A 12973-nucleotide genomic window follows, 5' to 3' on the forward strand; every position below is an offset into this window, starting at 1 on the left:
ACATGAATTTTAATAAAAATCTAGAAGATATAAAAACATATGAAGCTGGAAAACCAATTGAGTTGGTTGTTCGTGAATTTGGAATAGAACCTAAGGACATTGTAAAGCTTGCTTCAAATGAGAATCCTTATGGTTGTTCACCCAAAGTTCAAGATGCAGTAGGTAAAATTATCGCAAATATGGCTCTCTATCCAGATGATTCGATGGTAAAACTAAAAATAGCCTTGAGTGAAAGGTTTAAAGTAGAAGCTAACAACTTAATTATTGGTTCAGGGAGTGATCAGGTCATTGAATTTTTGATGCATGCCAAAGCAAATGCTAAATCAAAAATTCTCATAAACAGTGTGACATTTGCAATGTATGAGATTTATGCAAAGCATGTAGGAGCCGAGATCATCCGAACTACTTCACAACAGCATGATTTAGAAGAATTTTATGAGCTTTATAAACAAGAATCTCCAGATATAATTTTTCTTTGTACTCCAAATAATCCAACTGGGGATGCCATTGACGCAAAAGAAATGTTTAGATTTATAGACAAAATAGACAAAGATACTTTAGTAGTAGTAGATGGTGCTTATATGGAATATGCACAGCTAAAAGATGAAAGTAAAAAGGTTGATCCAAAAATAATTGTAGATTCATACGATAATGTAATTTATCTTGGAACTTTTTCAAAAGCATATGGTCTTGGTGGTATGAGAGTTGGATATGGTATAGCGAATGAAAAAATTATAAAAGAACTCTATAAATTACGTCCACCATTTAACATTACAACACTTTCCCTTGAAGCTGCAAGTGTAGCTTTAAGTGACGAAGAATTTGTACAAAAAAGTGTGTCTTTGAATTTTGATGAGATGAAACGTTATGAAGAATTTGCATCGAAGCAAAAAATAGCTATAATAAACAGCTATACAAACTTTGTAACTTTATGCCTAAATAAAGATCAAAATTCTTCAGAAATATCCTCTGCATTACTACGTAGAGGAATGATAGTAAGAGACTTAAATGGCTATGGTATGAACGCGATACGTGTAACAGTTGGGACTTCTTTGCAAAATAGTAAATTTTTTGATTTATTCGAAGAACTAATATAAATATAAAACGGGAAATGAATGGATTTTAAAGTACTTTTTTCACAATTATCTGTTTTATATACAAAGTTAACACAGCAACAGCGTATAATTATTGCTGTTGCAATTGTTGGGATCGTTTCCTTTTTAGTCTTTATGGTAATTTTCACAGCGAATAAAAACGGAAAAGACAAGTATGAAGTACTTTTTGATTCTCTTAGTTCTTCTGATGCAGCTAAAGTTGTAGAACAGTTAGAAAAAGATGAAATTCCGTATGAACTTTTGGATAACAATGTTATTAAAGTTCCAAAAGATGTAGTGTATAAAGAAAGAATTACTATTGCATCTTTGGGAATTCCAAAAGATGGTGGTGTTGGATTTGAGCTTTTTGATACGCAAGAATTTGGAGCTACAAGCTTTGATCAAAAAATTAAACACCTTCGTGCATTAGAAGGGGAACTCTCCCGTACAATCAATGCACTCTCTCCCATAGATAATGCAAGTGTAAGTTTAGCATTACCAAAAGAAACACTTTTTGTTTCAAAAGAGGTTGCTCCTACTGCTTCAGTTATGGTTACTCTTCTTGAAGGACGAAATTTATCATCTAAGCAAATTAGAGGGATAAAAAATCTTGTTGCTTCTGCCGTACCAAAACTTACCTCAGAAAATGTAACATTAGTCAATGGAGATGGTGTTACTCTTGGAGATGAAAACGAGATGGCTCAAATGGGTGAACTCTCAGTGGTAGAGCAAAAATACAAATCAAAAGAAGAGAAAAAAAGACAAAACAAGATTATCCAAATTATTTCACCATTTGTTGGTGGAACTTCAAAAGTTATTGCTCAAGTGGCTATTGAGTATGATTTTTCAGTGCAAAACTCTACCTCTGAAACATATGACCCTGAAAATGTTGTAAGAAGTGAGCAGATTAGTGAAGAAAAGCGTGAGGGTGGATCTCCTGAACAAGTTGGGGGCGTACCTGGGGCTGTGAGTAATATTGGCCCTGTTCAAGGTCTTCAAAAACAAGATAGCTCTGAAAAGTATGAGAAAAATACAGGTACAACAAACTATGAAGTCGGTAAAACTGTACAAACAACAAAGTCACAGTTTGCACGAATAAAAAGAATTACTGCGGCGGTAATAGTTGATGGAAAATACAAAAATAAACTTGACGGAGATGGTGTAGATACAGGCGAGATAGAATATCTAGCCCTAGAAGAGAGTGATCTTGAGGCACTTTCATCTCTCGTTCGTCAATCAATAGGGATTAATGAAGAACGTGGAGATGTCATTAGTGTAAAGAATCTACAGTTTAAAAGAGAAAGTACGGAACCTGGTAAAGATGCAGTATCCCAGGTAGCTTCGATGATAGATATATACATAGCACCATTTTCTGGAGTGTTTAAATATTTATTTGTACTTATTTTATTGTTAATCGTATATAAAAAAGTTATTACTCCATTCTCTATTAGAATGCTTGAAGTTTCAAAAGAGGATGATGATATTGAGAAACCTTTTCTTGATTTAGAAGATGATGAAGATGAAGATCTTATTGAAAAAGTACAGGCTATGCGTAAAAAAGTTGAAGATCAACTTGGTGTTAATGATGGATTTAATGAAGATGAACTTAAGCATGATGTATTACTTGAAAAAGTGAAGGTTATGGTTGCTGATGCACCTGAAGACATAGCGGTGCTTCTTCAAGCTTTACTCAGTGAAGAAGCAGAAGCAACAGCACCAAATTAGGACAAGGAAAAGTTATGAACTTATCTCCAGCACAACAAGCGTCATTTGATGAAATGTCGATATCAAAAAAGATGGCAATTCTTTTACTTCAGTTAGGTGAAGACGTAACTGCAGAAATTTTTACTCATATGGATGTAGAGTCTATTACAGACATTTCCAAACATATTGCTGCCGGTAGTTCTATTGATAGGGGAGTTGCGAGTGCTGTTTTAGAAGAGTTTCATGCAATTTTTCAATCTGGAAAGTATATGACTTCAGGCGGTATGGAGTATGCACGAGAGTTACTATATAGAACACTTGGTCCAGAAGAGGCAAAAAGAGTTATGGAAAAACTTTCAAAAAGTATGCAAAATACACAAAATTTTTCGTATCTTTCTAAGATTAAACCACAACAATTATCCGACTTTATTACGCATGAACATCCTCAAACTATTGCTCTAATCTTAGCGCATATGGAACCTACTGAAGCTGCAGACACTTTACAGTTTTTCCCGGATGATTTACGAAGTGAGGTAGCTATGAGAATGGCACGACTCGGGGATATTTCCCCATCGGTAATTAAAAGAGTCTCCGCTGTACTTGAATCTAAACTTGAATCTCTTGCTTCGTATAAAGTTGAGGTTGGTGGAACACGTGCTGTTGCAGATATATTTAATCGTCTTGGTGCAAAATCGTCTAAATCTACACTTGCTACAATTGAGCAAGTTGATGAATCATTAGCATCTCAGATCAAAGAGATGATGTTTACTTTTGATGATATGGTTTCACTTGATAAAAATGCAATTACAGAAACGCTAAAAACTGTTGATAAAGCTGAGTTAATGCTTGCCCTTAAATCTTCACCAGAAGAGCTTAAAGAAAAATTCTTCTCTGCAATGAGTGAAAGAGCTAGAGACGCATTTGAAGAAGAAATGCAGTTCCTTGGTGCTGTTAAAATGAAAGATGTAGAGGCTGCGCAGAGAAAAATTGTTGAAGTTGTCGATGGTCTTGCTGAAGCTGGTACTATCCAAATGGGTTCATCAGAAGAGATGATTGACTAACAATGTCTACATTAATAAGCACCGAAAGTTTAGATAAACATACTGTAAATAAATATAACTTTAAATCGCTTAGTGGTGCGGGTGAAGAAGAGGTAGCCTATAGCTCTTTAATTGATTCTCAAAATGAAGAGGAAAATATTGAAGAAGTAGCGGAAAACCCAGTGAGTGAATCATATACGGAGGATGAGAATCCAAATCGTAGAGTAAGTGATGTAGATGCTAGTTCTATGAGTAAGAGCTCAAAGGATGCACTTATAGAGTCGTTAATGAAAAAAACAGATGAAATGTCATCTAATTTTATTAAGTTGCAAATGAAGCTTGAAGATAAAGAAGTAGAATATACAGCATCTCTAGAGACAACTAAAACAACCGCATACAATGAAGGTCTAGCTGCTGGTACAAAACAAGCGATGGAAGATACAGGTAGTGACTTAAAAGAAGGGATTGTACAACTTGGTAACTCGATAAAGACTTTGGAAAATTCAGCGAAAGAGTTTGAATCAGCTTTAGAAGTGATTAAGGCTGACTTAATGACAGCTGCTATAGATATTGCCCAAGAGGTTATTAATGTAGAAGTTGATACAAAGTCTTCAGAAATTGCATTAGTACTTAGCGAAGCACTTATAAAAGATCTTCAAAGTGCAGCTAAAATTACTTTAAAAGTAAATCCAAAGGATCATGGATTTATCTCCGAACAGGTTGGTTCATTAAAACATATAGAGATTGTGTCGGACTCTGCAGTAAGTGATGGTGGTGTCATAGCAATTAGTGATGCCGGTAATATTGATTCACAAATATCAAAAAGATTTGAAAGAGTAAAGAGAGCAGCACTTAGTGAATAATATAAATATAAAAGAAAAAAGCTTAGAAGAATTAGATAATGTTTGTAAAGACATTAGAGAAGAGATTTTAAGAGTTGTAAGTAAAAACGGTGGTCATTTAAGCTCTACTCTTGGAGCTACAGAAATCATTGTAGCTATGCATAAGGTATTTGATTCTAAAAAAGATCCATTTATTTTTGATGTGTCTCATCAGTCCTATGCCCATAAATTAGTGACAGGAAGATGGGCAGACTTTGATACCCTTCGTCAGTTCAATGGTCTATGTGGCTATACAAAACCAACTGAAAGTGAAGATGATTATTTTGTTGCAGGACATAGTTCAACTTCGATCTCTTTAGGTGTTGGTGCAGCAAAAGCTATAGCCATTAAAGGTGAAGAAGACTCTAGAGTTCCTGTAGTTCTCATAGGGGATGGGTCTATGACCGCTGGTATGGTGTATGAAGCGCTCAATGAACTAGGGGATAGAAAATATCCTATGGTTATTATCTTAAATGATAATGAGATGAGTATAGCAAAACCTATTGGAGCAATTAGTAGGGTTTTAAGTTCTGTTATGGCGGGACCTTTTTATCAAAAATTTAAAAAACATACTGAAAGTTTTGTAGATAACTTTGGCGAGGGTGCTCATTATATTGCTAAAAGAATGGAAGAAGGTTTAAAGCTTATTACTCCAGGATTACTGTTTGAAGAGATGGGTATTGAATATATTGGTCCAATTGATGGACATAATTTAAAATCGCTTACAGATACTTTAGAGTTGGCAAAAGGGATGGGAAAACCAGTAATTGTTCATTGTCAAACACTTAAAGGTAAAGGCTATGAGATAGCTGAGGGTAAAGAAGAAAAGTGGCATGGTGTAAGCCCGTTTGATATAAAAAGTGGAACAAGTGCTAAAAAATCTTCTGTAAAGTCTGCTACTCAAATATATACAGACGCTTTAATGCATCTAGCAAAAAATAACGACAAGATTGTTGGTGCTACAGCAGCAATGCCAAGTGGTACGGGATTAAGTGATTTGATGGAAGCATACCCAAACAGATTTTGGGATGTAGCGATTGCTGAACAGCATGCAGTAACTTCAATGTCTGCCTTAGCAAAAGAGGGATTTAAACCTTTTTGTACGATATACTCAACATTTTTACAACGGGGATATGATCAAGTTATCCATGATACATGTTTAATGGATTTACCTGTGGTGTTCGCACTTGATCGTGCTGGTATAGTTGGAGAAGATGGTGAAACACATCAAGGTGTCTTTGATATTTCATTTTTACGAGCTATTCCAAATATGACTCTTTTTGCACCACGTGATGAGAAGTCATTTCACCAAGCAATGGCGTTTGCATCAGAGTATGATCATCCGTGTTCTCTACGTTATCCAAGAGGTTCTTTTACCCAGACAGATCTACCGGAGTCAACACCATTTAGACTTTCAAAGTCACAACTGCTTCGTTCTAACGAAAGTAATATACTTTTCATTGGTTACGGAAATGGAGTTGGACGTGCCTATGAGACAGCAAAGCTTATTGATGAAAAAGTGAGTATTTTAGATTTACGTTTTGTAAAACCATTAGATACACAAATGCTTCTTTCTCTTGTCAGTAAACATAAAAAATGGTTTGTATTTTCAGATAGTGCAAAAATGGGTGGAGTAGGCTCTGCAATTTTAGAATTTTTAGCGCATGAGAAAATTATGAATATTGAGTTAACTAGCTTTGAATATGAAGATGATTTTATTACACATGGAAATACAAAATTAGTGGAAGAATCTTTAGGTTTACTTCCTACTCAACTCGCTCAAAAAGTGAAAAATTCACTTTAGCATAATAACTCCGGCAAATCTTCCTGTATTTGCCTTGGCTCTATATGAATAGTACTTCTCTTTTAAACAGCAAGTACATTCATTAGAAACTTCAATGTGTTCTTCTTGTATGCCGGCATCTAAAAGTTGTTTTTTAAGAATATAACTTACATTTAGGTAATAATGATTTCCTCTTATTTGTAGAGAATCTTCTAAATTCAATTGTTTAGCTTCTTTATATATCTCTTCTCCAACTTCATAACAACATACCCCAATGCTAGCTCCAATACTTACATGTATATTTTTCTGAGATGCGTAAAAATTCAGACACATAGCATCTATAGTATTTTGCACAATATTTTTAAAAGCACCTTGTCTACCAGCATGAGCAACAGCGATTACCTGAGTAGTATCATCATAAAAAAGTATAGGAGAACAATCTGCAACCATTACCATTAATGGAGTGTTTCTTTTGTTTGTAACGAGTGCATCACAGCTCTGTGGATTTGTGAAATTATCATCAGCATTGACAATTCTAACATCAGCAGAATGAATCTGTTTCATATGGAGAAGGGAGTCTTTTTTATAGTCTAGTTCATGTGCAAGTTTTTCATGGTTTTTGGTAACGTTACTAATAGTATCGTTGACATGAAAAGCTAAGTTGCCAATTTCTCTAGTCGTAAAGCCTGATGTTAAATTTATAAACTTTCTTAACGAAGTACTTTGAATAATATTCATATAATGATTATAGCAACATAATCCCTAATACAGTTTTTTGTACAGGGAACTTTCGGGAATTTTTAAATATCATTTTTTATGATTGTTAATTATTGATATTAAGGCTGTTCTATATATAATGATGTTAAATAAATGGTTAAGTATCAAAAGGAGATTATTAATTGATAGATGAAAGCAACCCAGCAGGTAGATTACATAAAGTACTCTCCCAAGCTAAGAATAATCCAGATAATATAAAGGTAAGAGAAGTATGGTCAAAAGTTCTTGAACTTGAAAAAGATGATGTAACTATTACAAAAGCCGTAGTAGAACTCTATTCACTCTCAAATGAAATTCAGTCTCTAATCAAAATGAACAACCAACTTAATCATGAGTTGTATTTAAAGTCTTTCAATTCCATAAATCAGGCATTCTTTCCTTTAAATCTAAATACAAATTGGAATACCGTAAAGGCACACTTAACTGATGAAGCTTTAACACGACTGCAATTTTGTGCAGAATTATTATCCTCATTTTACGCCGAAGACACTCTATCTGAAGAAGATTTAAAACAAATAATTGAAAAAACTGAAGCATTATTTGAAGCTGTTTATTCTTCCAATCTTCCTGATACGCTAAGACTATCACTTTTAGAAGAAGTTGAACGTTTAAGAAATGCAATTTCTATGTATAAAATAAAGGGTGCAAAAGGTTTAAAAGAAGCGATGCAAGGGACTATAGGAGCTGTTGTTGTCAATCAAGATAATTTAAAGTCAACTTCTGAAGATAATCCTAATGTTCTAATAAAATTGGGAGAACTAATTGATAAACTTGACTCTTTTACTGCAAGAGCTTTGAAATTAAAAAAAATGCTAACACAACCAATACGTTTTTTATTAGAAAAGGCAACTGATCCTGAAGATGAAAAAAATGAAGTTGAAGCAAGTACTTAACAAATCGAAGTAGCAATAATTGACCCAAAAGCGAGTCAATTATTGCTCTCCTTAACCGCGTTATACACACAAGGACAACATGAAAAATCCAAATAGAGAAATTGTTTCAACACTAGAAGCCTTACCAAATCTTGGAAAAGCTATTAGTGCTGACCTTAGATTAATAGGAATATCTAAACCTCAAAACTTAATTGGAAAAAATCCTTTTGACCTATACAATGAACTATGTATAAAAAAAGGTAAACATGTTGACCATTGTGTCATAGATGTATTTATGTCCGTAGTAGATTTTATGGAAGGTGGAGAACCACAACCATGGTGGAATTTTACACATGAACGAAAAGAAATTTTGAAAAAGGAAAAATAAAATGAAGGAACATGAAAAAATCAACTATGTTGTATTTTCAAAAGAAGGGCTTTAATTATTTTTTACAGTAATGATTTAAAAACTACTCAATCAAAAATTATAGATGCTGATGGTTCTATAATAAAACCAATATAATCGTTATATAAAGGAAAAAAGTGAATATCATAAAAATAATTCTACTCATTAGTATAATCTTAAATTTAGCACTTGCGAAAGACAATAAGTTAACAAATATCTTTGATAAAACTAAGCTAAATGGAACATTAGTTATAGCATCATTAAATAATGATATAAAGTATATACACAATAAACAAAGGTCAATTAAAGGATATATACCTGCTTCAACATTTAAGATAATTAATACGCTTATTGCTCTAGAAGAAAAAGTCATAAAAGATGAACATGAAATCATAAAGTGGGATGGAAAAGTTCGGTCATACACTCCTTGGAATAAAGACCAAACTTTACAAAGTGCTATTTCAGTTTCATGTATATGGTGTTACCAAAAATTTGCAAAAGAAATTAAAAATAAAAAATATTTAACTTATCTCAGTAAGATAAATTACGGTAATCAACAAACTGGCTCTAATGTAACAACATTTTGGTTAGATGGTAACATAAGAATCTCAGCCATGCAGCAAATAGATTTTTTAAAAAAGTTATATAAAAATGAATTGCCTTTTAAACAAAAATATATTGATATCACTAAAAAAATATTAACAGTTGAAAAGACAAAAGACTATACGATAAAAGCAAAAACTGGATTTTCTGGAAAAATTGGTTGGTATGTTGGCTATGTAGAAATAAAAAATAAAGTTTGGTTTTTCGCACTAAATGCTGATGTAACAAAAGACAAACTAAAATATAGAAAACAAATTGTAATGGAAGCTTTAATAAGCAAAAACATCATATAATAAGTACTGGGAGAGATACAAGAAGCCTAGCAGGTCAACTTATTTCTCAAGACAAACATTATGTAAGAAAAGAGACTAATGGAAGTTGTAGAAATAAGTTAGAGCATTTTGAAAATTAAGAAAATGCTTAGTTATCAAGTCCCGTATTTCAAACTTTCTTAGTCGTAAAGCCTTGACTGAAGTTTATAAACTTATTTAATGAAGTACTTTGAATTATTTTTATATAATGATTCTAACAAATTTAAAGGTAGATTTTGAGCCAACTTAGTATGTCCCCTATAACACTTGATGGTAATGATATTCAGATGAAACGTCAAGAGATCAAAGAATATTTTTTAAATACATGTGAACTTTATGAAAGAATCTTTGATGTGCTTAAAAATGATGAAGTGTTTTATAAAAAAAGCGAGATTACACGGCATCCTATGATATTTTATTTTGGTCATACCTCTACATTCTTTGTAAATAAATTGATACAAATGAAAATTATCCAAAAGCGTATAAATCCAGAGTATGAATCGATTTTTGCAGTTGGTGTAGATGAAATGACCTGGGATGATGTAGATTCCTCTCATTATCAATGGCCAAGCGTAGATGATACAAAAAGGTATAGAGAAGAAGTAAAAGAACTGGTATTAGGTCTTATAGATACACTACCTTTATCTTTACCTGTTTCCTGGGAAAGTGAGATGTGGGTAATCCTTATGGGAATAGAACATGAGAGAATTCACCTCGAAACATCCTCAGTACTTCACCGTCAGATGCCATTGGAGTATATTAAAGATGTTAATGAATTTAAGGTCTATGAAAAGAGCAATGAAGCACCTCAAAACGCCTTAGTCACAATTCCTTCTACTGAGATATATTTAGGTAAAAATCATAACGATACATATTATGGATGGGATAATGAGTATGGTAAAAGTAAGCAAAATGTTGAAGAGTTTGAAGTTTCAAAGTATTTAGTCTCAAACGCAGAGTTTTTAGAGTTTGTGAAAGCTGGTGGATATGAAAGAAAAGAATACTGGAGTGATGAAGGTCTAAAGTTTTTAAAAATCTCTAAGGCAAAACACCCTATTTTTTGGGTGGAGGAAAATGGAGTATATGAATACAGAACTTTAACATCTGTAATAAAAATGCCAAAAAACTTTCCAGTTGATGTGAATGCACTTGAAGCAGAAGCCTTCTGCAAATATAAATCGCTTAAAGATGATAAAGATTATGTATTACCAAGTGAAGGTGAATATGAGGCTATGTGTATTTATTCTGGAGTTGATGACTTAGTGCAAAATAAAGAAGCAAATATTGCTTTTAAACATAGTTCTTCAACACCGGTTGATAGCTACAACATGAATGGTATCTATGACGTCGTTGGAAATGTTTGGCAATGGTCTCGAACATTAATGTATCCATTTGATGGCTTTAAGGTGCATCCAGCATACGATGACTTTACAGCCCCAACATTCGATGATAAACATGCATTGATTTTGGGTTCTTCATGGGCAAGTACCGGAAATTTGGTAATGAAAAAATCTCGTTATGCATTTAGAAAGCATTTTTACCAGCACACTGGTTTTAGATATGTTGTTACAAATAAAAAGGAAGTAGAAGTGAAAGATATATATGAAACAGATGATTTAGTATCTCAGTATTGTGAGTTCCAATATGGAGATACTCATTTTGGAGTTGAGAACTTTGCAATAGAGTGCGCAAGAATAGCAAGTTCATTTGCAAGTAACAAAACAAAGGCTCTTGACTTAGGTTGTGCCACAGGTCGTGCAACATATGAGTTAGCTAAAGAGTTTGACAACGTTGAAGGAATTGATTTTTCAGCGAGATTTGTTCAAGTCGGGTCAAAACTAAAAGAAGATGGTTACATTGCTTTTAGCTCAAAAGAAGAGGGTGAATTAGTCGCACATAAAAAAATTACTATTGAAGATTTAGAATATGAAAATTTAAAAGAAAAAGTTTCTTTTTGGCAAGGTGATGCTTGTAATATGAAGCCAAATTTCAGTGCTTATGATTTAGTAATGGCAACTAACCTTATAGACAGACTATACAACCCAAGACTTTTTCTAGATACGATTGAAAAGCGTTTAAATAAAGATGGAATTCTCGTAATTACTTCACCATACACTTGGCAAGAAAGCTCAACTCAAAAAGAGTTTTGGCTAGGTGGTTATAAAGATGAAAATGGTAAAGAAGTTAAAACACTTGATTCACTTCAAAAAATTCTTTCAGATAGATTCGAATTAGTGCATACACAAGATGTAGATTTTGTCATCAAAGAAACAGCGAGAAAATATCAACATACAATCTCGGAGTTAAGTGTTTGGAAAAAGAAGTAAAATATACTTTTTCTCGCTCAGCTGAGAGGGAAAATACAAATGCTGAGAAATATACTCTAAGAAAAGAGTTATTTGGTACAGATGATGTAATTCCAGCTTGGGTAGCTGATATGGACATAGATACTCCTGACTTTGTTTTAGATGCAGTTAAAGAGAGACTAAAGCATCCAGTGATGGGGTATGAAGAAGTACCTGAATCCGCATTTTTAGCGCAGATTCAGTGGATGAAAAAGGAACATAATTTTTCCTTTAATCTCGAAGATATACTTTATTCTCATTCTGTTGTTGCTAGTATGAGTGTAGCAATCGAAGCTTTTTCTGAGATAGGAGACAAGGTTATTGTTCAGACACCGGTCTACCCACCTTTTTTTCACTCTGTACGTCATTCAAAAAGAAAAGTGCTTAACAATTCACTCAAACAGCTTGAAGATGGAAGTTACACTTTTGATATAGAAGACTTGAAATCAAAAATAGATAAAGATACAAAGCTTTTACTTTTATGTTCACCACATAATCCAGTGGGAAGAGTGTGGAAGAGGGCAGAACTTGAAGAGATTTTAAAAGTATGTATTGAACATAATATTGTTGTTTTTGCAGATGAAATACATTCTGACTTAGTGTATGCACCTAATGTACATATCCCTTTTTCGACACTTTCTCCAGAGGCCAAGAAGATTACAATAAGTGCTATTGGAGTTGGTAAAACTTTTAATATGGCTGGTTTCGCTATAAGTACTGTAGTTATCCAAGATAAAGCTTTACGTGAAAAGTTTAAATATGTGTATGATAAAAATCACTTTGCACAAGGAAGCTCTCTTTCTCATGTAGCATTTGAATCTGCATATAAAAATGGAAAATATTGGTTGCAAGATTTAAAAGAACATCTGCAAATAAACTATGATTTATTGGCTAAGCTTTGTAGTCGTTATTCAAAATATATAAAATTGACAAAGATTGAAGCTACATATTTGGCTTGGCTTGATTGTAGAGGAATGGAGTTACGGGATAAGTACTTAAGAGAATTTTTTGTTGATGAAGCAAAACTAGGTTTAAATGCTGGAATTAGTTTTGGTAAAGAGGGAAGTGGTTTTATGAGATTGAATTTTGCTATTTCTTCTGCTAAAATGATAGAACTAATTCAAAGATTAGAAAATGCATTAGAAAATAGGAAGTAA

General features: G+C 33.2%; 11 protein-coding genes. 10 read left to right on the plus strand and 1 reads right to left on the minus strand.

Translation table 11 applies throughout. The annotated features are described in order from the left end of the window. The first annotated feature begins 2 nt into the window (after nucleotides 1–2). From hisC to dxs, 5 genes are read left to right on the plus strand one after another with little or no spacing between them, the layout of a single operon-like run. Complete coding sequence (gene hisC / locus ACI9TV_RS05815; protein WP_415249824.1) at nucleotides 3–1097, plus strand: histidinol-phosphate transaminase; 1095 nt, start codon at nucleotides 3–5, stop codon at nucleotides 1095–1097. An 18-nt stretch (nucleotides 1098–1115) separates the two neighbouring features. Then, nucleotides 1116–2819 carry a flagellar basal-body MS-ring/collar protein FliF gene (fliF, locus tag ACI9TV_RS05820; RefSeq protein ID WP_415249825.1) on the plus strand — a complete coding sequence of 568 codons (1704 nt, stop codon included), beginning with the start codon at nucleotides 1116–1118 and terminating at the stop codon, nucleotides 2817–2819. Nucleotides 2820–2833: 14 nt separating this feature from the next. After that, complete coding sequence (fliG, locus tag ACI9TV_RS05825) at nucleotides 2834–3859, plus strand: flagellar motor switch protein FliG (RefSeq protein ID WP_415249826.1); 1026 nt, start codon at nucleotides 2834–2836, stop codon at nucleotides 3857–3859. 2 nt (nucleotides 3860–3861) lie between these two features. Next, nucleotides 3862–4701 (plus strand): flagellar assembly protein FliH, encoded by an 840-nt coding sequence (gene fliH, locus ACI9TV_RS05830; RefSeq protein ID WP_415249827.1) that lies wholly within the window; start codon nucleotides 3862–3864, stop codon nucleotides 4699–4701. Between the two features lies 1 nt (nucleotide 4702). After that, nucleotides 4703–6523, plus strand: a complete 1821-nt coding sequence (dxs, locus tag ACI9TV_RS05835) for a 1-deoxy-D-xylulose-5-phosphate synthase (RefSeq protein ID WP_415249861.1) — start codon at nucleotides 4703–4705, stop codon at nucleotides 6521–6523. Here the strand turns inward: dxs and pgeF are convergent. After that, nucleotides 6515–7240, minus strand: a complete 726-nt coding sequence (gene pgeF, locus ACI9TV_RS05840) for a peptidoglycan editing factor PgeF (protein ID WP_415249828.1) — start codon at nucleotides 7238–7240, stop codon at nucleotides 6515–6517. The two genes, dxs and pgeF, sit on opposite strands and share 9 nt — an antisense overlap. A 161-nt stretch (nucleotides 7241–7401) precedes the next feature. Here pgeF and ACI9TV_RS05845 point away from each other — a divergent pair, with 161 nt between their 5' ends. The 5 genes from ACI9TV_RS05845 to ACI9TV_RS05865 all read left to right on the plus strand — a co-directional run bounded on the left by ACI9TV_RS05845 (nucleotide 7402) and on the right by ACI9TV_RS05865 (nucleotide 12973). Then, nucleotides 7402–8172 (plus strand): hypothetical protein, encoded by a 771-nt coding sequence (locus tag ACI9TV_RS05845; RefSeq protein ID WP_415249829.1) that lies wholly within the window; start codon nucleotides 7402–7404, stop codon nucleotides 8170–8172. A 79-nt stretch (nucleotides 8173–8251) separates the two neighbouring features. Then, nucleotides 8252–8539 (plus strand): helix-hairpin-helix domain-containing protein, encoded by a 288-nt coding sequence (locus ACI9TV_RS05850; RefSeq protein WP_415249830.1) that lies wholly within the window; start codon nucleotides 8252–8254, stop codon nucleotides 8537–8539. 155 nt (nucleotides 8540–8694) lie between these two features. Further along, the gene (blaOXA, locus tag ACI9TV_RS05855) at nucleotides 8695–9453 is read left to right on the plus strand and encodes a class D beta-lactamase (RefSeq protein WP_415249831.1); all 759 of its coding nucleotides are present in this window, start codon (nucleotides 8695–8697) and stop codon (nucleotides 9451–9453) included. A gap of 254 nt (nucleotides 9454–9707) precedes the next feature. Continuing rightward, entirely contained in the window at nucleotides 9708–11798 is a 2091-nt protein-coding gene (gene ovoA, locus ACI9TV_RS05860; RefSeq protein WP_415249832.1) for a 5-histidylcysteine sulfoxide synthase, read from the plus strand. Further along, a complete protein-coding gene (locus ACI9TV_RS05865) occupies nucleotides 11783–12973 on the plus strand; it encodes a PatB family C-S lyase (protein WP_415249833.1) in 1191 nt (396 codons plus the stop codon). The genes ovoA and ACI9TV_RS05865 overlap by 16 nt, the downstream gene beginning before the upstream one ends.

The sequence above is a fragment of the Sulfurimonas sp. genome, from assembly GCF_047622445.1.
GTDB lineage: Bacteria > Campylobacterota > Campylobacteria > Campylobacterales > Sulfurimonadaceae > Sulfurimonas.

Coding starts and splice junctions, on each gene's coding strand:
- hisC (WP_415249824.1), top strand. CDS start 3: ATGAATTTTAATAAAAATCTAGAAGATATAAAAACATATGAAGCTGGA.
- fliF (WP_415249825.1), top strand. CDS start 1,116: ATGGATTTTAAAGTACTTTTTTCACAATTATCTGTTTTATATACAAAG.
- fliG (WP_415249826.1), top strand. CDS start 2,834: ATGAACTTATCTCCAGCACAACAAGCGTCATTTGATGAAATGTCGATA.
- fliH (WP_415249827.1), top strand. CDS start 3,862: ATGTCTACATTAATAAGCACCGAAAGTTTAGATAAACATACTGTAAAT.
- pgeF (WP_415249828.1), bottom strand. CDS start 7,240: ATGAATATTATTCAAAGTACTTCGTTAAGAAAGTTTATAAATTTAACA.
- ACI9TV_RS05850 (WP_415249830.1), top strand. CDS start 8,252: ATGAAAAATCCAAATAGAGAAATTGTTTCAACACTAGAAGCCTTACCA.